The organism is Pseudomonas sp. B1-22 (genome assembly GCF_050474425.1).
In the GTDB taxonomy this organism is placed as follows: Bacteria; Pseudomonadota; Gammaproteobacteria; order Pseudomonadales; family Pseudomonadaceae; genus Pseudomonas.
Window position 1 is genome coordinate 704,930 of sequence record NZ_JBCHVH010000003.1, and the last position, 24,766, is coordinate 729,695.

The window sequence follows — 24,766 nt, forward strand, 5'->3', positions numbered from 1 at the left end:
CTCCTGGCAAATTGACCGAGTCGTGGCGGACCGTTCACGCGGACCGTAAAGGGTGGACTGCCGGAGTTGTCCTCAGGTTCACTCTTTTTCGCCGGTGGTTGCCGGAAGTTCGACGCATACGCCCAGGCCAGTGCCGTCCAGCCCCGGGTGCAGACTGATGCGGCCGTGGTGGATCTCCACGATGCGCTTGACGATGGGCAGGCCCAGCCCGCTGCCGGTGCTGCTGGCCACGTTGGGGCTGCGATAGAAACGGGTGAAGATGGCCGCCTGCTCGGCCTGTGCCACGCCCGGGCCGTTGTCGCGTACCCAGAGCACCAACTGGTCGGCCGTGCGCTCCAGGCTCACCGCCACGCGGCCGCCTTCGGGGGTGTAGCGCAGGGCGTTGCCGACCAGGTTGGTGAGGATCAGCCCGAGCCAGACCGACACCCCCATCAATGTGCTGTCCGGGTGGGTGTCGAGGGTGAGCTCGATGTGCCTGTCGATGGCCTGGGGGGCGAGTTCCGCGATGGTTTCCTCGGCGAGCAGGCCGAGGTCGACGCGGCGGAAGGTCTCGTGCAGTTCTTCGCCGTCGAGCCGGGCCAGCAGCAGGATCTGCTCCATCAGCGCACTGATGCGTTCGACGCTGCGGCTGACCTGCTGCAAGCCGTGGGCATGGGCCGCCGGGTCGGAGGAGCGCAGTGCGACCTGGGCGTGGGTGCGCAGGCTGGCCAACGGTGTGCGGATTTCGTGGGCGGCATCGCTGGTCAGCCGGCGCTCAGCCTCCAGGGCCGACTGCAGGCGCTCCAGCAGCAGGTTCAACTCGTTGACCAGGCTGTGCACCTCCACCGGCGCCCGGCTCAGCGACAGCGGGTGCAGGCTGTGGGCAGTACGCAGGTGGAGCTGGGCGATCAGGCTGCGCAACGGCGCCAGGCCCTGGCGCACGCCAAACCACACCAGCACGAGGAACAGCGGCAGGGCCAGCAGCAGGGGGAACAGCGCGCTGAACAGCAGCAGACGCAGGGTCTTGGAGCGGAAGTGCAGGTCTTCGAAGACCCAGATGCGCACTTCGTCGGCGCCTGGCGAGACGATCTGCAGGACGCGCCAGTTCACGTTGTCGCGTTGCAGGTCGGAGAAGCCCAGCGGCTGAGCTTCGATGCCGTGCGGCGGGCCAGGGGTGGCAAGCAGGGGTTGGCCGCGATACCAGATGGCGTAGCCGAGGGTCGCTTCACGGCGGATCAGCGGCAGTCCCTCGATGGCCTTGCGGCTGCGGGCGAGAATTTCCAGGGCGTCGGTGGACTGCGGATCGATGGCGTCGGCGACGTCCACCAGGCTGGCCGCGGCCTGGCCGAAGTCGATCATGTCCTGGTCGTAGAGGCGGTTCACCTGCTCGCGGGTCAGGTGATAGGTGAACAGGCCGGCGACCAGCCAGCACAAGGAGATGCCGCCGATCAGCAGCAGCAGCAGTCGACGACTGAGCGAGCCGACGCGGCGGGGGACGGGACTCACGACGAGGACGCAGTGCCGGGGCGGTCGATCCCGTAGCCGATGCCACGCACGGTACGGATCAGGCCATTGCCAAGCTTGCGCCGCAGGTGGTGGACATGGACCTCGATGGCGTTGCTCTCCAGGTCGCCGTCCCAGCCGTACAGGGCCTCCACCAGTCGGGTGCGCGACAGCACCTTGCCGCGTTGCTCCAGCAGCAGACGCAACAGTGCGTACTCGCGCGGGGCCAGGTCCACTGGCGCGCCGGCGAGGCTGACCTGATGGGTCGCCGGGTCCAGCATCAGGTCGCCGTGCTGCAGCAGTGGCGCGGCACGGCCGGTGCGGCGGCGGGTGAGGGCGCGGACGCGGGCGAGCAGCTCGTCGAGGTCGAACGGTTTGGTCAGGTAGTCGTCGGCGCCGGCGTCGAGCCCCGCCACGCGGTCGGTCACCTTGTCGCGGGCGGTGAGGATCAGCACCGGCGTCAGGTCGCCACGCCGGCGCAGGGCGCGCAGCACTTCCAGGCCGTCCTTGCGTGGCAGGCCGAGGTCGAGCACCAGCAGGTCGAACTCGTCGGTCTGCAGCGCCTGGTCGGCAGCCTGGCCGTCCTGGACCCAGTCCACGGTATCGCCTTCCAGGCCGAGCCCGGCGCGAATGCCGTCGCCCAGCAACTGGTCGTCTTCTGCCAATAGAATTCTCATCGTGGTCCCCTCACCGGCCTGTGCAGCAGGATAGCTGGCGCCATCCGGTTCGGGCAGAGGGTGCCAGCGCTCGCTTAACGAGGTGTTAAGAACAGTGGCGAATTGGCGCCGCCTGCGGCAAATCGCGGACGGAGTCCGCTCCTACGCGGGCCGGGACCTATGAAGAGCCTTGCACGGGGCGCGCGCGGGTGACGCGATCCACCAGGTAGACCACGCCGCGATAGTCGATGCCGCTGTGGGCGGACAGACCGATCTCGCAGGTGCGGCTGGTGGAGACGCCTTCCTCGCAGTGCTTTACCGCGTCCTTGAGTGTGCGCAGCGAGTGCGCGTTCAGCTCGGGGGTGGTGAAGCCCTTGTCGCCGGCGAAGCCGCAGCAGTGGATGCCCTCGGGAATCACCACCTCGCGGGTGCAGCGCTTGACCAGGTCGATCAGCGCCTGGCTTTCGCCCAGATGCTGGGTACTGCAGGTGACGTGCACGGCCACCGGCTTGTCCTGCGGCTGGAAGTCCAGGCGCTCGACCAGATGGGTGCGGATGAACTTCACCGGGTCGTAGATCTTCAGCCGGTCGTCCGCCAGGTCCTGCACCAGGCGCAGGGTGCAGGGGCTGGTGTCGCAGTAGATCGGGTCGAGGCCGCCGCGGCTGGCGCGCAGCAGCTCGGCGAGCAGCTCGTCGCGCTTGGCGTCGGCCTGCGACTGGTAGCCCTTGGAAGCGAACGGCTGGCCGCAGCAGAGGTTGTCGGCGTTGTCCGGGAAGACCACCTGATAGCCGGCTTTTTCCAGCAGCTGGCGGGTCTTGTCGATCAGCGGCGTCTGCTCTTCGTCCGCCGCCGCCGGGCCCATGGCGCGGGACACGCAGGCTGTCAGGTAGACGACGCGCGGTTTGCCGTTATCCACAGGCTGCGACGTGGCTGCGAGGCGCACGGGTTGCGGCATGGCAGGCGTCCACTGCGGAACGCGGCCCTTGCTGGCGTGGCTGATGCTGGCGCTGAGGCGGGCGAGGCGCGGCGCACCGAGCAGCATCCGTGCGCCATTGGCGGCATGCAGCATGAACTTCGCGCCCTTCATGGCGGTGGCGAAGTGGCGCGCCAGCCAGGTGGCGGTGCCGGCGTGGTGCGCCTCTTCACCGCGCAGTTTCTTGATCAGTTCGCCGGTGTTGATGTTCACCGGGCAACGCTGGGCGCACAGGCCGGTGGCGGCGCAGGTGTCGATGCCCTGGTACTGGTAGTCGCGCTCAAGCTCGGTGGTATCGATACCGGCACGGCGCTTGGCCTGGATGTCGCGCCACATGACGATGCGCTGACGCGGGCTCAGCGTCAGCCCCTTGGACGGGCAGACCGGCTCGCAGAAGCCGCACTCGATGCACTTGTCGACGATCTCGTCGGCGGCCGGCAGCGGCTTGAGGTTCTTCAGGTGCAGTTGCGGGTCGTCGGTCAGCACCACGCCGGGGTTGAGGATGCCGGTGGGGTCGAGCAGGCGCTTGAGCTGCCACATCAGCTGATAGGCGTCGTGGCCCCACTCGAGTTCGACGAAGGGCGCCATGTTGCGCCCGGTGCCATGCTCGGCCTTGAGCGAGCCGCCGTATTCCACGGCGACCAGTTGCGCGACGTCGTCCATGAAGGCCGAGTAGCGCGCCACTTGCTCGGGCGATTCGAAACCCTGGGTGAAGACGAAGTGCAGGTTCCCTTCCAGCGCATGGCCGAACAGGATGGCCTCGTCGTAGCCGTGCTTGTCGAACAGCTCGATCAGGCGGTTGACGCCCTCGGCCAGTTGTTCGACGGGGAAGGTGACGTCCTCGATGATCACCGTGGTGCCGGTTTCACGCACCGCCCCGACGGCCGGGAAGGTGTCCTTGCGAATGCGCCAGAGCTGGTTGTAGACCACTGGGTCTTCGCTGAAGTCGACCTGCTTCTCCACCGGGAAACCGATGATGGAGGCGCTGATCTGCGCCAGTTGTTCGTGCAGCAGCGATTGGGTTGCCGCGCGGGATTCGATGAGCAGTGCACAAGCATTGGCGGAGAGGCTTTTCACCCACTCGGGCATGCCCTGCATGTTCTCCACCGAGCGCAGGCTGCGGCGGTCCAGCAGCTCCACGGCGGATACCGGCTGCTGCTTGAGCACGGTCACGGCCTTGCAGCAGGTCTCCACGTCGGGGAAGACGGTCAGTGCGCTGGCCTTGTGCGGATGATCGGGCACGGTGTCGTAGGTCACCGCGCTGATGAAGCCCAGGGTGCCTTCGGAGCCGACCATCAGGTGGGTGAGGATATCCAGCGGCTCGTCGTAGTCGACCAGCGCGTTCAGCGACAGGCCGGTGGTGTTCTTCAGCCGGTATTTGTGGCGGATCTTCGCGGCCAGCTCGGCGTTGGCGCGGGTCTGCCGGCCCAGTTCGGCGAGCTGCTCGAGCAGGGCGCCGTGGCTTGCGCGGAAGGCCGCGACGCTTTCGGGCAACTCGCTGTCCAGCAGGGTGCCGTCGGCCAGCAGCAGGCGCATGCCGGCCAGGGTGTGGTAGCTGTTCTGCGCGGTACCGCAGCACATGCCGCTGGCGTTGTTGGCGACGATGCCGCCGATCTTGCAGGCGTTGATCGAGGCCGGGTCCGGGCCGATCTTGCGGCCGAAGGGCGCCAGCCAGGCGTTGGCCTGGGCGCCGATGACGCCGGGCTGCAGGCGGATCTGGGTGCCGCCATCGCGGATGTCGCGGCCGTTCCAGTTGTCGCCCAGCACCAGCAGTACCGAATCGCTCACGGCCTGGCCGGAGAGGCTGGTGCCGGCGGCGCGGAAGGTCACCGCCACCTGCTGGGCGTGGGCGGCCTTGAGCAGGGTGGCGACTTCGTCTTCGCTCTCGACGCGGATCACCAGTTTGGGGATCAGCCGGTAGAAGCTGGCGTCGGTGCCGAAGGCCAGGGTCGAGAGCGGATCGTCGAAGCGGCGCTCGCGGGGAATCAGGTGTTCTACCGTGTCGAGGAACGCGGCGGGCAGGCTCATGGCGGCTCCAGTCATCATCGGTGAGCGTGGGCCGCTGGGCGGCCCATCGGTGGTCTTTATGTAGAGCGCACCAGGGCGCTTTTTTGTAGGAGCGAGCTTGCTCGCGAACCGGGCTGGCACGAAGCGGGGCGGGTTCGCGAGCAAGCTCGCTCCTACGAAGAGCCGGGCTCAGGCGCCCAGCTCGCGCACCAGCGAGTCACGGGTGATCTCGCTGATGGACTTGGCACCAGTCAGCACCATGGCCACACGCATTTCCTTCTCGAACAGGTCCAGCAGGTTCTTCACGCCGGCTTCGCCGTGGGTCGCCAGGGCGTAGAGGAAGGCGCGGCCGATGAGCACGGTGTCCGCGCCCAGGGCGACCATGCGCACCACGTCCAGGCCGTTGCGGATGCCGGAGTCGGCGAGGATCTTCAGGTCGCCTTTCACCGCGTCGGCGATCGCCGGCAGGGCTCGGGCGCTGGAGAGCACGCCGTCGAGCTGGCGGCCGCCGTGGTTGGACACGACGATGCCGTCGGCACCGAACTTCACCGCGTCTTTCGCGTCCTCGGGATCGAGGATGCCCTTGATCACCATCGGACCGTCCCAGAAATCACGGATCCACTCCAGGTCCTTCCAGGAAATCGACGGGTCGAAGTTGGCGCCCAGCCAGCCGATGTAGTCGGCAAGACCCGTGGGGTTTCCACGGTACTTGGAGATGTTGCCCAGGTCATGGGGTTTGCCCAGCAGGCCGACGTCCAGCGCCCATGCCGGGTGGGTCATGGCTTGCCAGACGCGGCGCAGCGGCGCGTTCGGGCCACTCATGCCGGAGTGGGCGTCACGGTAGCGGGCACCGGGCACTGGCATGTCGACGGTGAACACCAGGGTGGTGACACCGGCGGCCTTGGCGCGCTCCAGGGCGTTGCGCATGAAGCCGCGGTCCTTCAGCACATAGAGTTGGAACCACATGGGGCGATCGATGGCCGGGGCGACTTCCTCGATGGGGCAGACCGACACCGTGGACATCGTGAACGGAATGCCTTTTGCCGCCGCCGCGCGAGCTGCCTGCACCTCGCCACGCCGGGCGTACATGCCGGTCAGGCCGACCGGAGCCAGGGCCACGGGCATGCTCAGCGTTTCGTTGAACAGCTTCGTCTCAAGGCTCAGCTCGGACATGTTCTTCAGCACGCGCTGGCGCAGGGCAATGTTGGCCAGGTCGTCGACGTTGTTGCGCAGGGTGCGCTCGGCGTAGGCGCCGCCGTCGGCGTAGTGGAAGAGGAACGGCGGCAGCTTGCGTTGGGCCGCGGCGCGGTAGTCGGTAGAGGCAGAGATGATCATTGGGCTCTTCCGTTTCGAGAGAAAAGTGTTGGATCGAGCGAGCTAGAGCGAGACAAGGCGGAAATGGCCGAGGGAGCGGAGCCTACGACTGTAGGTGAGCATCTCCGAGGCCATTTCCAACGCAGTATCGCCGACGCGCAGCCGATCAGCGCTCGGTCAGTGAACGAGCATGCCGGTGAAGATATAGGCCTGGGCCAGGGTGATCAGACCCACCATGGCGGCGAACATCAGGCTGTGCTTGAGGGTGAAGCGGAACAGGTCGGATTCCTTGCCGACCATGCCGGTGGCGGCGCAGGCCACGGCAATGGATTGCGGCGAGATCATCTTGCCGGTCACGCCGCCGCTGGTGTTGGCGGCCACCAGCAGGGTGTCGTTGACCCCGATCTGGTGCGCGGTGGTGGACTGCAGCGAGCTGAACAGGGCGTTGGAAGAGGTATCCGAACCGGTCAGGAACACGCCCAGCCAGCCAAGGAACGGCGAGAAGAACGGGAAGGCCGCACCGGTGCCGGCCAGGACCAGCGCCAGGGTCGTGGACATGCCCGAGTAGTTGGTGACGAAGGCGAAGGCCAGCACCATGCCGATGGAGAGGATCGGCCATTTCAGCTCGATCAGGGTCTCCTTGAAGGTGGTCAGACCAGTTTTCGCGCTGATGCGCAGGATGAACATCGAGACCACGGCGGAGAGGAAGATCGCGGTGCCAGTGGCCGAGACCGGATCCAGCTTGAACACGGCGGCAATCGGCGTCGGATTGGCGACGATGGGCGCGGTCTTCACCACCAGTTGGTCCAGGTGCGGAATGGCGAAGTTGAACACCAGGCTGTACAGCGTTCCGCCCGGCGCGAACATGGCCTTGAACGGCTTCAGGGTCCAGATGGTCACCAGCACGGTCAGTACCAGGAAGGGCGACCAGGCCTTGAGGATTTCGCCGAAGCTGTAGGGGGTCGGCTCCGCGCCGCGCGGGGCATTACCACCTAGGACGGCGGCGCCACCGGCAGTGGCGACTACTTCGCGCTCGCTAGCCGGTTGCCAGACCTTCAGGAACAGGGTCAGGGAAATCAGGCTGACCAGGGCGGAGGTGATGTCCGGCAGTTCCGGGCCGATGAAGTTGGAGGTGAAGTACTGGGTGATGGCGAAGCTGCCGCCAGCGACCAGCGCGGCCGGCCAGGTTTCCTTCACGCCCTTGAGACCGTCCATCATGAACACCAGCCAGAACGGCACGAGGATCGACAGGAACGGCAGTTGGCGACCGGTCATGGCGCCGATCTTGAAGGCGTCGATGCCGGTGACCTGGCCCGCCACGATGATCGGGATGCCCAGGGCGCCGAAGGCCACTGGTGCGGTGTTGGCGATCAGGCACAGGCCCGCGGCATACAATGGGTTGAAGCCCAAGCCGACGAGCAGGGCGGCGGTGATCGCCACCGGCGCGCCGAAGCCCGCCGCACCTTCGAGGAAGGCGCCGAAGGAGAAACCGATCAGCAGCACCTGCAGGCGCTGGTCGCCGGTGATCGACAGCACCGAGCTGCGGATCACTTCGAACTGGCCGCTCTTGACTGTGAGTTTGTAGAGGAACACCGCCGCGACGATGATCCAGGCGATCGGCCACAGGCCGTAGGCGAAGCCATAGCCGGCAGCGGCGATGGCCATGTCGGCGGGCATGCCGAAGGCGGCGATGGCGATGATGATCGAAAGGGCGAGGGTGATGCTGCCTGCGACGTGGCCCTTGAGGCGGAACACGGCGAGGGCGAGGAAGAAGAACACGATCGGGATGACGGCGACCAGCGCGGACAGGCCGAGGCTGCCGAGCGGGGTATAGATCTGCTGCCAGGTTTGCATCTGGTTGGCTCCCTAATTGTTTTTGGGTGGAGGGCCTTGTTGCCGGTCGGGCGATTCCGTTGCGCTTGTGGCGCGCTGGCAGGCGGTCGACTGATCGCGGCGTAGTTGTCGTGTAATCGACTTTGCGGTAAATTGGTAATACCAATTTACAAAGCCGAGCGCTCAGGGTAAAAGCCCTGCAGTCGGCGTGTCAATTTGCTGCAGTTCAACTTTTGTCGATGACGCCCGGGTGGGTGGTGCGGTCTTGTGGCTGGCTTCCGGGCTGGTCAGACTGCCGTGATCGGCACGCAAGTCGCGGCGCAGAGCGTTTTTCCGTGGGAGAGCACGAAGATGGGGTTTGGTCAGGTCAAGCAGCGCCGTCTGTCGGATGACATCGTCGAGCGGCTGGAGGCGATGATTCTCGAAGGCACGCTCAAAGCCGGTGAGCGCTTGCCGGCAGAGCGTGCGCTGGCCGAGCAGTTCGGCGTGTCGCGGCCGTCACTTCGCGAGGCGATCCAGAAGCTGGGCGCCAAGGGGCTGCTGGTCAGTCGCCAGGGCGGCGGCAACTATGTCAGCGAAGGGCTGGGCTCGATGTTCAGCGATCCGCTGCTGCACCTGCTGGAGAGCAATCCTGAAGCGCAGCGCGATCTGCTGGAGTTCCGCCACACACTGGAAGGCTCCTGTGCTTATTACGCGGCGCAGCGCGCGACCGAGGTGGATCACCAGCGCCTGAAACAGGCCTTCGATACCCTGCAGGACTGCTACCAGAGCCCCGGCAAAGTCAGCCGGGCGGAGGAGGGCGCGGCGGATGCGGCCTTCCATCTGGCCATCGCCGAGGCCAGTCATAACGCCGTATTGCTGCACACCATCCGTGGCCTGTTCGACCTGCTCAAGCGCAACGTGGTGACCAACATCGGCGGGATGTACGCGCAGCGCGACGAAACCCGCGAGCAGCTGATGCGTCAGCATCGCGAGTTGTACGACGCGATTGTCGGCGGGCAGGCGGAGGCAGCGCGGGAAATTTCCCAACGGCACATCGACTACGTGCAGGAAGTGCTGGCCGAAGCCCAGGCGCAGGAGGTGCGTCTGCAGCGGGCGCAGCGGCGCCAGGGCGCGGTGGACGCCTGACCGGCAACGCGCCCTCGCAAGAGGGCGCGACAGGACTCAGTCGTCCTTGCCGTGGCGCATGGCGCGCTGGATTTCCCGGTCGGAGTCGCGCTCCTTCTCGGTGCCGCGCTTGTCGTACTCTTTCTTGCCCTTGGCCAGTGCGATCTCGCACTTGATCAGGTGCTTCTTCCAGTACATCGACAGCGCGACGCAGGCGTAGCCTTTCTGCTGCACGGCACCGAACAGCTTGCCCAGCTCGCGCTTGTGCAGCAGCAGCTTGCGCGTGCGCACCGGGTCGGCGATGACGTGGGTGCTGGCAGTGGTCAGCGGCGTGATGTGGCTGCCCAGCAGCCAGGCTTCGCCATCCTTGAGCAGCACGTAGCTGTCCACCAGCTGCGCCTTGCCGGCGCGCAGGCTTTTCACTTCCCAGCCGGCCAGGGCGACGCCCGCCTCGAAGCGCTGCTCGATGAAGTAGTCGTGCAGAGCCTTCTTGTTCTGCGCGATGGTCCCCGAAGGGTGTTTCTTCTGTTTAGCCATAGGCCGCGCATTATAGGGAGTCGCTCGCCGCGCCGCTATCGGGACAGTGTGCGACGGCATGCAAGCTTGAGGGGGCGTGGCTAATCTCGGACAATGCGCGCTGTTTTTTTGAGCAGCGGGCGTATGAAATGCCCCACAACCAAGCGAGATGTCTATGAGCACGCATATCCAGCGTTCGGCCCTGCTGCCCTATCCGGCGAAGGCGCTGTACGACCTGGTCAACGATGTGGCGCGCTACCCGGAGTTCCTGCCCTGGTGTTCCGCTTCCACCGTGCTGGAGGAAAGCGATACGGCCATGCGCGCCGAGCTGACCGTGGCCAAGGGCAGCATCACCCAGCGCTTCACCACCCGTAACGTGCTGGTGCCCGGCCAGAGCATCGAGATGAATCTTGAAGAAGGCCCCTTCACTCAGTTGCACGGTGTCTGGACCTTCAAGGCGCTGGGCGACAAAGCCTGCAAGATCTCCCTCGACCTGACCTTCGACTACGCCGGCGCCCTGGTGAAGGCGACCCTCGGCCCGCTTTTCACCCAGGCGGCGAATACCATGGTCGACGCCTTCTGCCAGCGCGCCAAGCAGCTCCATGGCTGAGCCGGCGAGCATCGCCATCGAGGTCGTCTACGCGCTTCCGGAGCGGCAAGCCCTGTTGCGCCTGGGCGTGCCCTACGGCACCCGGGTGCGCGAGGCGGTACTGTTGTCGGGGATCGCTGCGCAGTTTCCCGATCTGGATGTGCAGAATTGCCCGCTGGGGATTTTCGGCAAGGCCGTGGTCAGGCCCGATGAGCGCGTGCTGGAGGAGGGGGAGCGGGTGGAGATCTATCGTCCGCTGATCGCCGATCCCAAGGAAGTGCGCAAGCAGCGTGCCGCGCGGGCGAAAGCCGCCAGGGGGTGATTGCCCGGGGCCTGAAATAGCAGGCAACAAAAAGCCCGGCCTTGGCCGGGCTTTTTGTCGGACAGACCCTTACTGCGGGTCCTTGTCCAGCGGTTCCGGGGTCGGGACCGGCACGGTTTCCACCTGGTCCACTTCCTTCTGGATCTGCTCTTCCACGGAGCCGGGCTTGGCCGGTTGCTCCTTGGGCTGCTCGGGTTGCGGAACGCTTATCGGAGCTTCCGGTGCCAGCGGAGGCGTGACGCCACCGTCGGTGCCGAGGATCGACTCGTCGCGGCTCACGCCGGGCATGAAGTCGCCATTGAGGCCGATCAGTTGATCGCTTTCGCTGAAGTACAGGCTCATGCGCTCCTGCTGGCGCTGACCGCCACCGGGCTGGATGCTGTACAGATAATCCCAGCGATTGGGGTGGAAAGTGTCGACGATCAAGGGGTTACCCATGATAAACCGCACTTGGCGCCGGGTCATTCCGGGCTTCAACTGGTCTATCATGTCTTGTGTTACGACGTTGCCCTGCTGGATGTCGATCTTGTAAACCCCCGGGAAAGAGCAACCGGCGAGTGCGGCGAGTCCCAGCGCGAAGGCGAGACTGGTCAGCATGAGCTTGGCGTTTTGCATCGGGTGGTGACTTCCACTATCTTGGCTGAGCGACGAAACCCCGATCATACCTGCATTGAGGGAAGCTGCGAAGCTTCCAGCGCCGAGAAAGCACACATGGTTGAAAATAGCGAACTGCGCAAAGCCGGACTCAAGGTCACGCTGCCGCGCGTCAAGATCCTCCAGATGCTCGATTCCGCCGAGCAACGCCACATGAGCGCGGAGGATGTCTACAAAGCGCTGATGGAGGCAGGTGAGGACGTAGGTCTGGCCACCGTCTACCGCGTGCTGACCCAGTTCGAGGCCGCTGGCCTTGTGGTGCGCCACAACTTCGATGGCGGCCATGCCGTCTTCGAGCTGGCTGATAGCGGGCACCACGATCACATGGTCTGCGTCGATACCGGCGAGGTCATCGAGTTCATGGACTCGGAAATCGAGAAACGCCAGAAGGAAATCGTCCGCGAGCGTGGCTTCGAGCTCGTCGATCACAATCTGGTGCTCTACGTGCGCAAGAAGAAATAAGCGTACGCGGAATGCAGAACGGCGCCCCTCGGGTCGCCGTTTTCGTTTGTACGGCTTTTTTGTGGTTTTTTTTTGTAGGAGCGAGCTTGCTCGCGAAGGCATAACGCCGAGGTCGTAGGAGAGACCGGTTCGCGAGCAAGCTCGCTCCTATAGGGGATTACCCCTGTACGGCGGAGTCCACCATCTTGCGCGCGTGGGCCAGGGATTCCTTGGTCAGGTCGACACCGCCGAGCATGCGGGCGATTTCCTCGATGCGCTCTGCCTTCTTCAGGTTCGCCACCGCTGTACGGGTTTCGCTGGTGTCGCGGTCCTTGTGCACGAACAGGTGCTGATGGCCTTGGGCGGCCACCTGCGGCAGGTGGGTGACGGTCAGGACCTGGCCGCGCTGGCCTAGGCGGCGCAGCAGTTGGCCGACCACTTCGGCTGTGGGGCCGCCGATGCCAACGTCCACTTCGTCGAATACCAGCGTGGGGATGCGCGAGGTCTGCGCGGTGATCACCTGGATCGCCAGGCTGATGCGTGACAGTTCGCCGCCCGAGGCGACCTTCGCCAGGCCCTTCATCGGTTGGCCGGGGTTGGCGCTGACGAGGAACTCCAGCTGCTCCCGTCCATTGGGTTGCGGCTCGTCCGGGGCGCATTCGCGCAGGTCGATGGCAAAGCGCCCGCCGGGCATGCCCAGGCGCTGCATTTCAATTTCCACGGCTTTGGCCAGCTGCGGCGCTGCGGCCTGGCGGATGCGGCTGAGCTCCTCCGCCTTTTCCTGGTAATGGCGGGCATAGGCAGCCAGCTCGTCGCCCAGACGCTCGACGGCTTCGTCGTCGGCGTTCAGCGCTTCCAACTCGTCCAGCAGGCGTTGCTGCAGGTCCTGCAGTTCGTGAGGCTGCACGCGGTGCTTGCGCGCGAGGCTATAGATGGCGTCCATGCGCTCTTCCAGTTGCTGCAGGCGCATGGGGTCGGCGTCGAAGTGATCGACGAACCGGTTCAGCTCGCCGATGGCTTCCTCCACCTGGATCTGCGCACTGGACAGCAGGTTCACCGCTTCGCCCAATGCAGCTGGCTGGCTCGGGAAGGCGGTCAGGCGATTGAGACTCGACGTCAGCGCGGAAAGCACGTTGCCGGCATCGTTTTCACTGCACAGTTCGACGACCTGGCGACAGGCGGCGATCAGGCTGCCGGCGTTGCTCAGGGTCTTGTGCTCAGCTTCCAGCGTCTCCAGTTCGTTGTCGCCCAGGCCGAGGTTTTCCAGCTCTTCCAGCTGGTAGCTGAGCAACTGGTGGCGGGCGCGCTGTTCGTCGCCGTTGCGTGATAGGCGGTCCAGTTCCTGGCGGGTCTGCTTCCAGCGTTGCGCGGCGAGTTGCACCTGGCGCGCCAGATCCTGGCTGCCGGCATACTCGTCGAGCAGGCGGCGGTGGGTGTCGGCCTTGAGCAGCGACTGGTGCTCGTGCTGGCTGTGGATATCGATGAGCAGTTCGCCCAGGTGCTTGAGATCGCCCAGCGGGCAGGGCGTGCCATTGATATAGGCGCGCGAGCGGCCTTCGGCGGTGATCACCCGGCGCAGGATGCACGGGCCATCCTGCTCCAGGTCGCGCTCGGCGAGCCAGTCTCGGGCTTCGGCAATGGCGCTGACATCGAAGCTGGCGAGAATGTCGGTCTTGTCGGCGCCGGGGCGCACCACGCCGCTGTCGGCGCGGTCGCCCAGGGCCAGGCCGAGGGCGTCGAGCATGATGGACTTGCCGGCGCCGGTTTCGCCGGTGATCACGGTCATGCCGGCGGCGAGCTCGAGATCGAGGTGCTCGACGATGGCGTAGTTGTGCACGGACAGGTGAACCAGCATGGGCGGCGGCTCCGTAGATAGACATGGTTATTTATACAGTATTTTTTGCCGCTGGCAATTCTCCACCTACCCCTTGAAGAAGCCGAATTCCACCCCATATAGACGGCAGAGCCGCGGACCAATGGGTTCGCTTTGTTTTCAAAGGCTTATTTTCTTTTTTAGGAGAGTGGCATGTCTGACGAACAACAGACTCAGGATTCCCAGTTCAACGAGCAGCCGGAAAACGGCGCTGCCGAGGACCTGAATGCCCGCGTGCTGGACCTGGAAGAGCAGGTCGCCGCGGCCAAGGATCAGAGCCTGCGCGCCGTCGCCGAACTGCAGAACGTCCGCCGCCGTGCCGAGCAGGACGTGGAGAAGGCGCACAAGTTCGCCCTGGAGAAATTCGCCGGCGACCTGCTGCCGATCGTCGATACCCTCGAGCGTGCGCTGGAGATGTCGAACCCGGAAGACGAGGCGATCAAGCCGATGCGCGAAGGCATCGAGCTGACGCTGAAGATGTTCCACGACACCCTGAAGCGCTTCAATCTCGAACCGGTCGACCCGCACGGCGAGCCGTTCAACCCCGAACATCACCAGGCCATGGCCATGGAGGAGAGCATTCGCCTCGAGCCGGGCAGCGTGGTCAAGGTGTTCCAGAAGGGTTACCTGCTCAACGGTCGCCTGCTGCGTCCGGCCATGGTCGTGGTCAGCAAGGCACCGGAACAAACTCCGCCTTCGATCGACGAGAAGGCTTGAAATCCACCACCCGGTCCCCATCTGGGTAATCAACCGAGCCAAAGACCCGCAACAGGGTCAGCGCGGAATCTAATTTCTGGAGAGTGAAATATGGGCAAAATCATTGGTATCGACCTGGGGACCACCAACTCCTGTGTGTCCATCCTGGAGAACGGTAACGTCAAGGTCATCGAGAACGCCGAAGGCGCTCGTACCACCCCGTCGATCATCGGCTACGCCAACGACGGCGAAATCCTGGTAGGTCAGCCGGCGAAGCGCCAGGCCGTGACCAACCCGAAGAACACCCTGTACGCGGTGAAGCGCCTGATCGGCCGCCGTTTCGAAGAAGACGTCGTACAGAAAGACATCAAGATGGTGCCGTACGCCATCGTCAAGGCTGACAACGGCGACGCGTGGGTCGAGGCCAAGGGCCAGAAGATGGCTCCGCCGCAGGTCTCCGCCGAAGTCCTGAAGAAGATGAAGAAGACCGCCGAGGACTACCTGGGCGAGCCGGTCACCGAAGCGGTCATCACCGTTCCGGCCTACTTCAACGACAGCCAGCGTCAAGCTACCAAGGACGCCGGCCGCATCGCCGGTCTGGACGTCAAGCGCATCATCAACGAGCCGACCGCGGCTGCGCTGGCCTATGGCCTGGACAAGGCCAAGGGCGACCACACCATCATCGTCTATGACCTGGGCGGCGGTACCTTCGACGTTTCCGTGATCGAAATCGCCGAAGTCGATGGCGAGCACCAGTTCGAAGTACTGGCCACCAACGGCGACACCTTCCTGGGTGGTGAAGACTTCGACCTGCGCCTGATCGACTACCTCGTCGAGGAGTTCAAGAAAGAATCCGGCATGGACCTCAAGGGCGACCCGCTGGCCATGCAGCGCCTGAAGGAAGCTGCCGAGAAGGCCAAGATCGAGCTGTCCTCGACCCAGCAGACCGACGTCAATCTGCCGTACGTCACCGCTGACGCCTCCGGCCCGAAACACCTGAACGTCAAGGTTTCCCGCGCCAAGCTGGAATCCCTGGTGGAAGACCTGGTCGCCCGCACCATCGAGCCGTGCCGCGTTGCGCTGAAAGACGCCGGCCTGGATGTCTCGAAGATCGACGAAGTGATCCTGGTCGGTGGCCAGACCCGTATGCCGCTGGTGCAGAAGACCGTTGCCGAGTTCTTCGGCAAGGAAGCGCGCAAGGACGTCAACCCGGACGAAGCCGTTGCCATGGGTGCTGCCATCCAGGGCGCCGTGCTGGCCGGCGACGTGAAGGACGTGCTGCTGCTCGACGTCACCCCGCTGACCCTGGGTATCGAAACCCTCGGTGGCGTGATGACCGCGCTGATCGACAAGAACACCACCATCCCGACCAAGAAGTCGCAGGTGTTCTCCACCGCCGATGACAACCAGGGCGCCGTGACCATTCATGTTCTGCAGGGCGAGCGCAAGCAAGCCGCACAGAACAAGTCGCTGGGCAAGTTCGACCTGGCTGACATTCCGCCGGCTCCGCGCGGCGTGCCGCAGATCGAAGTGACCTTCGACATCGACGCCAACGGCATCCTGCACGTCGGCGCGAAGGACAAGGCTACCGGCAAGCAGCAGTCCATCGTGATCAAGGCCTCTTCCGGCCTGTCCGAGGACGAGATCGCGCAGATGGTGCGTGACGCCGAGGCGAACGCCGAGGAAGACCGCAAGTTCGAGGAACTGGCCGCTGCCCGCAACCAGGGTGACGCGCTGGTCCACGCCACTCGCAAGATGGTCACCGAGGCTGGCGACAAGGCCACCGCCGAAGAGAAAGCCGCCATCGAGAAGGCGCTGGGCGAGCTGGAAGTTGCCGTGAAAGGCGACGACAAGGCCGAGATCGAGGCGAAGATGAACGCGCTGTCCCAGGCGTCCACTCCGCTGGCGCAGAAGATGTACGCCGAACAGCCGCAGCCGGGTGCTGCCGCTCAGGGCGAGGCCGCTGACGACAAGGCTGGCGACGATGTCGTCGATGCCGAGTTCGAAGAGGTCAAGGAGAACAAGTAAGCCGCGTGCTTGCTTCCGCTCCGGCGCACCGACCAGCGTGTCGGTGCGCATGAAACGTCACGCGGGGGCTTGCTCCCGCGTTGGCGTGTCTGGGGGAGAGGTTTTCAAGGTGCAAAGAATTTATGGCCAAACGTGATTTTTACGAGGTACTGGGTGTCGAGCGCGGCGCCAGCGAAGCGGACCTGAAGAAGGCCTATCGCCGGCTCGCCATGAAGTTCCACCCGGACCGCAATCCCGGCGACAAGGAAGCCGAGGACAAATTCAAGGAGGCCAACGAGGCGTACGAGGTCCTGTCCGACGCCAGCAAGCGCGCGGCCTACGACCAGTACGGCCATGCCGGCGTCGACCCGCAGATGGGCGGCGGCGGGGCTGGCTTCGGCGGCGCGAGCTTCTCGGACATCTTTGGTGATGTCTTCAGCGACTTCTTCGGTGGCGGCGGTGGGCGCGGCGGCTCTCGCGGCGGTCCGGCACGCGGCGCCGACCTGCGCTACACCCTCGATCTGGACCTGGAAGACGCGGTTCGCGGCACCACCGTGACCATTCGCGTTCCCACTCTGGTCGGCTGCAAGACCTGTAGCGGTAGCGGCGCCAAGCCCGGCACCACACCGGTCACCTGTACCACTTGCGGTGGTATCGGCCAGGTGCGCATGCAGCAGGGCTTCTTCTCGGTGCAGCAGACCTGCCCGCGTTGCCATGGCAGCGGCAAGATGATCACCGACCCCTGTGGCTCCTGCCACGGCCAGGGTCGCGTGGAGGAGCACAAGACCCTATCGGTGAAAGTCCCGGCTGGCGTCGATACGGGCGACCGCATCCGCCTGACCGGCGAAGGCGAAGCTGGCGCCCATGGCGGCCCGGCGGGCGACCTTTATGTGGTGGTGAACGTGCGCGAGCACGACATCTTCCAGCGTGACGGCAAGCATCTGTACTGCGAAGTGCCGATCAGCTTCGCCGACGCCGCCCTGGGGGGCGAGCTGGAAGTGCCGACCCTGGATGGCCGCGTCAAGCTGAAGATCCCTGAGGGCACCCAGACCGGCAAGCTGTTCCGTCTGCGCGGCAAGGGCGTTGCCCCGGTGCGCGGCGGCGGTGCTGGTGACCTGATGTGCCGCGTAGTGGTGGAGACCCCGGTCAACCTGGACAAGCGTCAGCGCGAGCTGCTCGAAGAGTTCCGCGGTACCCTGCAGGGCAACGCCTCCCATTCGCCCAAGGCCAGTGGCTGGTTCGAGGGCATGAAGCGCTTCTTCGACGATCTATGATGCAAGGCCCCGGGCGGTGTGAGTCGTCCGGGGCTTTCTAGCTTTGGAGCAGTTTTATATGCGACGTATAGCCGTAATGGGCGCCGCTGGGCGCATGGGCAAGACCCTGATCGAAGCGGTGCAGCAGACCAATGGCAGCGCCGGCCTGACTGCGGCAGTCGACCGTCCGGACAGCACCCTGGTGGGGGCGGACGCTGGCGAGCTGGCGGGCCTGGGCCGCATCGGCGTGCCGCTGTCGGGCGACCTGGCCAAGGTAGTCGACGAGTTCGACGTGCTGATCGACTTCACCCATCCGACCGTTACCCTGAAAAACCTCGAAGTCTGCCGCAAGGCCGGCAAGGCGATGGTTATCGGCACCACCGGTTTCTCCGCGGCGGAGAAGGAGCTGCTGAGCGACGCCGCGAAGGACATCCCGATCGTCTTTGCGGCCAACTACAGCGTCGGCGTGAACCTCTGCCTGAAGCTGCTCGACACCGCCGCCCGCGTTCTGGGTGACGATGTGGACATCGAGATCCTCGAGGCGCACCACCGCCACAAGGTCGATGCGCCGTCCGGCACCGCGCTGCGCATGGGCGAAGTGGTCGCCAATGCACTGGGCCGTGATCTGGAAAAGGTGGCCGTGTACGGTCGTGAAGGTCAGACCGGCGCTCGTCCGCGCGAGACCATCGGCTTCGCCACTGTGCGTGCCGGCGATGTGGTGGGCGACCACACCGTGCTGTTCGCTGCTGATGGAGAGCGCGTGGAGATCACCCACAAGGCTTCGAGCCGCATGACCTTCGCCCGCGGCGCTGTGCGTGCTGCTCAGTGGCTGGAAGGGCAGGCCAATGGCCTGTACGACATGCAGGATGTTCTCGGCCTGCGCTGAGCGGCATGGCCGTACGTCGTGCAAAAGGTGGACCATGATGTCGCATTTCTGTAAACTACAGCTTTAGTGTGTCCACTAAAAGTAGCGCAGCATGATCACATAAAAAGCGGGATGACTTCTTCTGATGTCATCCCGCTTTTTTACAATCTGCGCACGCCCAGCCAGGCTTGAACTACGGGAGGTCTTCTTGACTAAGCCAGCCATACTTGCACTTGCCGACGGCAGCGTTTTTCGCGGTGAAGCCATCGGCGCCGACGGCCAGACCGTCGGAGAGGTGGTGTTCAACACCGCCATGACCGGCTACCAGGAAATCCTTACCGATCCTTCCTACGCCCAACAGATCGTCACCCTGACCTATCCGCATATCGGCAACACCGGCACCACGCCGGAAGACGCCGAGTCGAACAAGGTCTGGGCCGCCGGCCTGATCATCCGTGACCTGCCGCTGCTCTCCAGCAGCTGGCGCGACAAGCAGTCCCTGCCGGACTACCTGAAAGCCAACGGTACCGTCGCCATCGCCGGCATCGATACCCGCCGCCTGACCCGCATCCTGCGCGAGAAGGGTTCGCAGAACGGCTGCATCCTGGCTGGCGACGACGCCACCGAGGAAAAAGCCCTCGAACTGGCACGCGGCTTCCCGGGCCTGAAGGGCATGGACCTGGCCAAAGTCGTTTCCTCCACCGAGCGCTACGAGTGGCGTTCCAGCGTGTGGAACCTGGAAACCGACAGCCACCCGGAAATCGCCGCCGCCGAACTGCCGTACCACGTGGTCGCCTACGATTTCGGCGTGAAGCTGAACATCCTGCGCATGCTGGTCGCCCGCGGCTGCCGCCTGACCGTGGTGCCGGCGCAGACCCCCGCCAGCGAAGTGCTCGCCCTGAACCCGGACGGCATCTTCCTCTCCAACGGCCCTGGCGACCCCGAGCCGTGCGATTACGCCATCCAGGCCATCCGTGAGTTCCTCGACACCGAGATCCCGGTATTCGGCATCTGCCTCGGCCACCAGCTGCTGGCTCTGGCCTCCGGCGCCAAGACCCTGAAGATGGGCCACGGCCACCACGGTGCCAACCACCCGGTGCAGGACCTGGATTCGGGCGTGGTGATGATCACTAGCCAGAACCACGGTTTCGCCGTGGACGAGGCGAGCATGCCGGCCAACCTGCGCGCGACCCACAAGTCGCTGTTCGACGGCACCCTGCAGGGCATCGAGCGCACCGACAAGGTGGCTTTCAGCTTCCAGGGCCACCCGGAAGCCAGCCCCGGTCCGCACGACGTGGCCCCGCTGTTCGACCGCTTCATCGCGGCGATGGCCGAGCGTCGCTGAGACCTCCGAAGAGGTAAATGAAGATGATGCCGACCCTGGGAATCACCGATATCTGGACCTACGTTCTGGGTACGTTGTTCATCGTCCTGCTGCCGGGGCCGAACTCGCTGTTCGTCCTCGCCACCGCCGCCCAGCGCGGCGTGGCCTCGGGCTACCGGGCGGCGAGCGCGGTGTTCCTGGGCGATGCGATCCTGATGCTGCTGTCGGCGTTGGGTATCGCCTCGGTGCTCAAGACCGAGCCGATGCTGTTCCTGGGTCTGAAGTACGTTGGCGCCGCCTACCTGTTCTATCTTGGTATCGGCATGCTCCGCGGCGGTTGGCAGAAACTGCGCCAGCCCCTGTCGGAAGCCGCGGCTCCGGCCAAGGAAGTGGACGTCAACCAGCCGTTCCGCAAGGCGCTGCTGCTGAGCCTGTCCAACCCCAAGGCGATCCTCTTCTTCGTTTCCTTCTTCATTCAGTTCGTCGACCCGGGATACGCCTACCCCGGCCTGTCGTTCCTGGTACTGGGCACGATCCTCGAGATCCTCAGCGCCCTGTACCTGAGCTTCCTGATTTTCTCCGGTGTGCGTCTGGCGGCCTGGTTCCGTCGGCGGCAACGGCTGGCTGCCGGCGCCTCGAGTGGCGTCGGCGCCCTGTTCGTCGGCTTTGGCGTGAAGCTGGCCAGCGCAACCCTTTCCTGAATATTGCAACGAGAGTCCCATGCCCAAGCGTACAGACATCAAGAGCATCCTGATCCTCGGCGCCGGCCCGATCGTCATCGGCCAGGCCTGCGAGTTCGACTACTCCGGCGCACAGGCCTGCAAGGCCCTGAAGGAAGAAGGCTTCCGTGTCATCCTGGTGAACTCCAACCCGGCTACCATCATGACCGACCCGGCCATGGCCGACGCCACCTACATCGAGCCGATCAAGTGGCAGACCGTCGCCAAGATCATCGAGAAGGAGCGCCCTGACGCGCTGCTGCCGACCATGGGCGGCCAGACCGCTCTGAACTGCGCCCTGGACCTGGAGCGCCACGGCGTGCTCGAGCAGTTCGGCGTGGAAATGATCGGCGCCAACGCCGACACCATCGACAAGGCCGAAGACCGCTCGCGCTTCGACAAGGCCATGCGCGACATCGGTCTGGCCTGCCCGCGCTCGGGCATCGCCCACAGCATGGAAGAAGCCTACGGCGTGCTGGAGAAGGTCGGCTTCCCCTGCATCATCCGTCCGTCCTTCACCATGGGCGGCACCGGCGGCGGCATTGCCTACAACCGCGAAGAATTCGAAGAGATCTGCGCCCGTGGCCTGGACCTGTCGCCGACCAACGAACTGCTGATCGACGAATCGCTGATCGGCTGGAAGGAATACGAGATGGAGGTTGTCCGCGACAAGAAGGACAACTGCATCATCGTCTGCTCCATCGAGAACTTCGACCCGATGGGCGTGCACACTGGTGACTCCATCACCGTGGCCCCGGCGCAGACCCTGACCGACAAGGAATACCAGATCATGCGCAACGCCTCCCTGGCGGTGCTGCGTGAGATCGGCGTGGAAACCGGCGGTTCCAACGTGCAGTTCGGCATCTGCCCGAACACCGGCCGCATGGTCGTGATCGAGATGAACCCGCGCGTATCGCGTTCCTCGGCGCTGGCTTCCAAGGCCACCGGCTTCCCGATCGCCAAGATCGCCGCCAAGCTGGCCGTCGGCTACACCCTCGACGAGCTGCAGAACGACATCACCGGCGGCCGCACCCCGGCGTCCTTCGAGCCGGCGATCGACTACGTCGTCACCAAGATCCCGCGTTTCGCCTTCGAGAAATTCCCGAAAGCCGACGCCCGCCTGACCACCCAGATGAAGTCCGTGGGTGAAGTCATGGCCATCGGCCGCACCTTCCAGGAGTCCGTGCAGAAAGCCCTGCGCGGCCTGGAAGTCGGCGCCACCGGTTTCGATCCGAAGCTGGACCTGAACGATCCGGAAGCCGAAGGCATCCTCAAGCGCGAGCTGACCGTGCCCAATGCCGACCGCATCTGGTACGTCGCCGACGCCTTCCGCGCCGGCAAGAGCATCGCCGAAGTCTTCGACCTGACCCGCATCGACGAGTGGTTCCTGGTGCAGATCGAAGACCTGGTCAAGGACGAGGAGCGCGTGAAGACCCTGGGTCTGTCCGCAATCGACCGCGACCTGATGTACAAGCTCAAGCGCAAGGGCTTCTCCGACGCCCGCCTGGCCAAGCTGCTCGGTGTGACCGAGAAGAACCTGCGCAGCCATCGCCAGAAGCTCAAGGTGCTGCCGGTGTACAAGCGCGTGGACACCTGCGCCGCCGAATTCGCCACCGACACCGCCTACATGTACTCGACCTACGAGGAAGAGTGCGAGGCCAATCCGTCGACTCGCGACAAGATCATGATCCTGGGCGGCGGTCCGAACCGCATCGGCCAGGGCATCGAGTTCGACTACTGCTGCGTGCACGCCGCGCTGGCCATGCGTGAAGACGGTTACGAGACCATCATGGTCAACTGCAACCCGGAAACCGTCTCCACCGACTACGACACCTCCGACCGTCTGTACTTCGAGCCGGTAACCCTGGAAGACGTGCTGGAAATCGTCCGCGTCGAGCAGCCCAAGGGCGTCATCGTGCAGTACGGCGGCCAGACTCCGCTGAAACTCTGCCGCGCCCTGGAAGAAGCCGGTGTGCCGATCATCGGCACCAGCCCGGACGCCATCGACCGCGCCGAAGACCGCGAGCGCTTCCAGCAGATGGTGCAGCGCCTGAACCTGCGTCAGCCGGCCAACGCCACCGCGCGCAGCGAAGACCAGGCCCTGGAGCTGTCGAAGAACATCGGCTACCCGATGGTAGTGCGTCCGTCCTACGTACTGGGCGGCCGTGCGATGGAAATCGTCTACCAGGAAGAAGAGCTCAAGCGCTACATGCGCGAAGCCGTGAAGGTCTCCAACGACAGCCCGGTGCTGCTGGACCGCTTCCTGAACTGCGCCATCGAAGTCGACATCGATGCGGTGTGCGACGGCGAGACCGTGGTGATCGGCGCGATCATGCAGCACATCGAACAGGCCGGCGTGCACTCCGGTGACTCCGCCTGCTCGCTGCCGCCGTACTCGCTGCCGCAGCACATCCAGGACGAGATCCGCGAACAGGTCAAGAAGATGGCCCTGGAGCTCGGCGTGGTCGGCCTGATGAACGTGCAGATGGCCGTGCAGGGCGAGGACATCTACGTGATCGAGGTGAACCCGCGCGCGTCCCGTACCGTGCCGTTCGTCTCCAAGTGCATCGGCGAGTCGCTGGCCAAGGTGGCGGCCCGCGTCATGGCCGGCAAGTCCCTGGCCGAAGTCGGCTTCACCCAGGAGGTGATCCCGCCTTACTATAGCGTCAAGGAAGCGGTGTTCCCGTTCGCCAAGTTCCCGGGCGTCGACCCGATCCTCGGCCCAGAGATGAAGTCCACGGGCGAGGTGATGGGTGTCGGCGACAGCTTCGGTGAGGCATTCGCCAAGGCCCAGCTGGGCGCCAGCGAAATCCTGCCGAACGCCGGTTGCGCCTTCATCAGCGTCCGCGAGGACGACAAGCCGCAAGCCGTTCAGGTCGCCCGCGACCTGGTCGCGCTGGGCTTCGAAGTGGTCGCCACCGCCGGTACCGCCCGCGTCATCGAGGCTGCCGGTCTGCCGGTGCGCCGCGTGAACAAGGTGACCGAGGGCCGTCCTCACGTGGTCGATATGATCAAGAATGACGAAGTCACCCTGATCATCAACACCACCGAAGGTCGCCAGTCCATCGCTGACTCGTACTCCATCCGTCGTAACGCCCTGCAGCACAAGATCTACTGCACCACCACCATCGCGGCGGGTCAGGCGATCTGTGAGGCGCTCAAGTTCGGTCCCGAGAAGACCGTTCGCCGTCTGCAGGATCTCCATGCAGGAATCAACGCATGAGCAAATTTCCAATGACCGTCCAGGGCGCTCGCGCCCTGGAAGAAGAACTGAAATACCTGAAGACCGTTCTGCGCCCGCAGATCACCCAGGCCATCGCCGAAGCGCGTGAGCTGGGCGACCTCAAGGAAAACGCCGAGTACCATGCGGCCCGTGAACAGCAGGGCATGTCCGAGGCGCGTATCCGCGACATCGAGGCCAAGCTGTCGAACGCGCAGATCATCGACGTGACCACCATTCCGCACTCCGGCAAGGTGATCTTCGGCACTACCGTGGACATCGCCAACGTCGAGACCGACGAGACCGTGACCTACCAGATCGTCGGCGACGACGAGGCGGACATCAAGAACAGCAAGATCTCGGTCAACTCGCCGATCGCCCGTGCGCTGATCGGCAAGACCGAAGGCGACGCCGTACTGGTGAAGACTCCGGGCGGTGACGTCGAGTACGAGATCGTTGAAGTCCGCCACGCCTGATCGGCAAAGTCCAAGCGCAGGCACCATCAGCTGGCTGCTGGCCCAGACATTCTGGGTCGGCGGCCTTTGGCTGCTTCAGTTCGTGATGCTGCCGGCGCTGGCCAAGATCGGCCTGGCGCCGCTGCTGGTGGATGCAGTGGCGGATGCCCTGAAGCCGCTGCTGCTGGGTTTCGCCGGTTTCTGCGCGTTGCTCCAGGCCCTGGTGCTCTGGCAGGCGCACGGATTCGCCGCCTTCACCCGCGAGATGCGTGGGCAATTGCTGCTCAGTGTGCTGGTGATGACGATGGTGTATTTCGGAGTACGCCAGGTCGCGCCGGACGCCGAGCGTTGGCTGCTGTTCAACTACCTGGTGGTGGCGCTCTGCGGGTTGCTGCTGGTGCTGCAGCCGGCGCCGGGGCGGGACGAGCGGAGCTGACGCGGCGGAGCCTTGCCGGCTCCG

Annotated in this window: 21 protein-coding genes; 13 read left to right on the top strand and 8 right to left on the bottom strand. The window is 64.9% G+C overall.

From position 1 onward, the window contains the following. Positions 1–78: 78 nt before the first annotated feature. The 5 genes from ACQ5BL_RS15195 to ACQ5BL_RS15215 all read right to left on the bottom strand — a co-directional run bounded on the left by ACQ5BL_RS15195 (position 79) and on the right by ACQ5BL_RS15215 (position 8,286). Complete coding sequence (locus tag ACQ5BL_RS15195; RefSeq protein WP_430293177.1) at positions 79–1,485, bottom strand: sensor histidine kinase; 1,407 nt, start codon at positions 1,483–1,485, stop codon at positions 79–81. Beyond that, positions 1,482–2,159 (bottom strand): response regulator, encoded by a 678-nt coding sequence (locus ACQ5BL_RS15200; RefSeq protein ID WP_243804604.1) that lies wholly within the window; start codon positions 2,157–2,159, stop codon positions 1,482–1,484. Before ACQ5BL_RS15200 ends, ACQ5BL_RS15195 begins: the two co-directional genes overlap by 4 nt. A 157-nt stretch (positions 2,160–2,316) precedes the next feature. Continuing rightward, a complete protein-coding gene (locus ACQ5BL_RS15205; RefSeq protein ID WP_243804605.1) occupies positions 2,317–5,139 on the bottom strand; it encodes an FAD-binding and (Fe-S)-binding domain-containing protein in 2,823 nt (940 codons plus the stop codon). Positions 5,140–5,307: 168 nt separating this feature from the next. After that, on the bottom strand, positions 5,308–6,453 hold the full coding sequence (gene lldD, locus ACQ5BL_RS15210; RefSeq protein ID WP_243804606.1) for an FMN-dependent L-lactate dehydrogenase LldD: 1,146 nt from the start codon (positions 6,451–6,453) through the stop codon (positions 5,308–5,310). Positions 6,454–6,609: 156 nt separating this feature from the next. Next, the gene (locus ACQ5BL_RS15215) at positions 6,610–8,286 is read right to left on the bottom strand and encodes a lactate permease LctP family transporter (RefSeq protein WP_243804608.1); all 1,677 of its coding nucleotides are present in this window, start codon (positions 8,284–8,286) and stop codon (positions 6,610–6,612) included. A 330-nt stretch (positions 8,287–8,616) separates the two neighbouring features. On the opposite strand from ACQ5BL_RS15215, the gene ACQ5BL_RS15220 reads away from it, so the two are divergent. Continuing rightward, positions 8,617–9,393, top strand: coding sequence for an FCD domain-containing protein (locus ACQ5BL_RS15220; protein WP_243804610.1), 777 nt, complete (start codon positions 8,617–8,619; stop codon positions 9,391–9,393). A 36-nt stretch (positions 9,394–9,429) separates the two neighbouring features. Here ACQ5BL_RS15220 and smpB read toward each other — a convergent pair whose 3' ends face one another. Continuing rightward, positions 9,430–9,909, bottom strand: coding sequence for an SsrA-binding protein SmpB (smpB, locus tag ACQ5BL_RS15225; RefSeq protein ID WP_243804611.1), 480 nt, complete (start codon positions 9,907–9,909; stop codon positions 9,430–9,432). A 154-nt stretch (positions 9,910–10,063) separates the two neighbouring features. Here smpB and ACQ5BL_RS15230 point away from each other — a divergent pair, with 154 nt between their 5' ends. Beyond that, positions 10,064–10,498, top strand: coding sequence for a type II toxin-antitoxin system RatA family toxin (locus ACQ5BL_RS15230; RefSeq protein ID WP_045216710.1), 435 nt, complete (start codon positions 10,064–10,066; stop codon positions 10,496–10,498). Further along, complete coding sequence (locus ACQ5BL_RS15235; RefSeq protein WP_243804612.1) at positions 10,491–10,799, top strand: RnfH family protein; 309 nt, start codon at positions 10,491–10,493, stop codon at positions 10,797–10,799. The genes ACQ5BL_RS15230 and ACQ5BL_RS15235 overlap by 8 nt, the downstream gene beginning before the upstream one ends. 69 nt (positions 10,800–10,868) lie before the next feature. On the opposite strand, the gene ACQ5BL_RS15240 is transcribed toward ACQ5BL_RS15235, so the two are convergent. Next, a complete protein-coding gene (locus tag ACQ5BL_RS15240) occupies positions 10,869–11,414 on the bottom strand; it encodes an outer membrane protein assembly factor BamE (protein ID WP_243804613.1) in 546 nt (181 codons plus the stop codon). A gap of 96 nt (positions 11,415–11,510) precedes the next feature. Between ACQ5BL_RS15240 and fur the strand changes: the two genes are divergently transcribed. Then, positions 11,511–11,915, top strand: a complete 405-nt coding sequence (gene fur / locus ACQ5BL_RS15245; protein WP_015478949.1) for a ferric iron uptake transcriptional regulator — start codon at positions 11,511–11,513, stop codon at positions 11,913–11,915. Positions 11,916–12,072: 157 nt separating this feature from the next. On the opposite strand, the gene recN is transcribed toward fur, so the two are convergent. Further along, positions 12,073–13,749 carry a DNA repair protein RecN gene (gene recN / locus ACQ5BL_RS15250; RefSeq protein ID WP_243804615.1) on the bottom strand — a complete coding sequence of 559 codons (1,677 nt, stop codon included), beginning with the start codon at positions 13,747–13,749 and terminating at the stop codon, positions 12,073–12,075. 171 nt (positions 13,750–13,920) lie between these two features. Between recN and grpE the strand changes: the two genes are divergently transcribed. From grpE to ACQ5BL_RS15295, 9 genes are all read left to right on the top strand, one after another. Next, positions 13,921–14,484, top strand: coding sequence for a nucleotide exchange factor GrpE (gene grpE, locus ACQ5BL_RS15255; protein ID WP_243804616.1), 564 nt, complete (start codon positions 13,921–13,923; stop codon positions 14,482–14,484). 90 nt (positions 14,485–14,574) lie between these two features. Further along, positions 14,575–16,491 (top strand): molecular chaperone DnaK, encoded by a 1,917-nt coding sequence (gene dnaK, locus ACQ5BL_RS15260; protein ID WP_207882698.1) that lies wholly within the window; start codon positions 14,575–14,577, stop codon positions 16,489–16,491. Positions 16,492–16,613: 122 nt separating this feature from the next. Next, positions 16,614–17,744: a molecular chaperone DnaJ gene (gene dnaJ, locus ACQ5BL_RS15265; RefSeq protein WP_243804619.1), complete on the top strand. Its 1,131-nt coding sequence runs from the start codon at positions 16,614–16,616 to the stop codon at positions 17,742–17,744. A gap of 58 nt (positions 17,745–17,802) precedes the next feature. Further along, a complete protein-coding gene (dapB, locus tag ACQ5BL_RS15270) occupies positions 17,803–18,609 on the top strand; it encodes a 4-hydroxy-tetrahydrodipicolinate reductase (protein WP_243804621.1) in 807 nt (268 codons plus the stop codon). 187 nt (positions 18,610–18,796) lie between these two features. Next, a complete protein-coding gene (gene carA, locus ACQ5BL_RS15275) occupies positions 18,797–19,933 on the top strand; it encodes a glutamine-hydrolyzing carbamoyl-phosphate synthase small subunit (protein ID WP_243804622.1) in 1,137 nt (378 codons plus the stop codon). Between the two features lie 26 nt (positions 19,934–19,959). Beyond that, complete coding sequence (leuE, locus tag ACQ5BL_RS15280) at positions 19,960–20,613, top strand: leucine efflux protein LeuE (protein WP_207882852.1); 654 nt, start codon at positions 19,960–19,962, stop codon at positions 20,611–20,613. 19 nt (positions 20,614–20,632) lie between these two features. Then, positions 20,633–23,854, top strand: a complete 3,222-nt coding sequence (gene carB / locus ACQ5BL_RS15285; RefSeq protein ID WP_207882707.1) for a carbamoyl-phosphate synthase large subunit — start codon at positions 20,633–20,635, stop codon at positions 23,852–23,854. Then, positions 23,851–24,327, top strand: coding sequence for a transcription elongation factor GreA (greA, locus tag ACQ5BL_RS15290; protein ID WP_017518953.1), 477 nt, complete (start codon positions 23,851–23,853; stop codon positions 24,325–24,327). The genes carB and greA overlap by 4 nt, the downstream gene beginning before the upstream one ends. Beyond that, on the top strand, positions 24,308–24,742 hold the full coding sequence (locus ACQ5BL_RS15295; RefSeq protein WP_243804624.1) for a DUF4149 domain-containing protein: 435 nt from the start codon (positions 24,308–24,310) through the stop codon (positions 24,740–24,742). The genes greA and ACQ5BL_RS15295 overlap by 20 nt, the downstream gene beginning before the upstream one ends. Positions 24,743–24,766 lie beyond the last annotated feature (24 nt).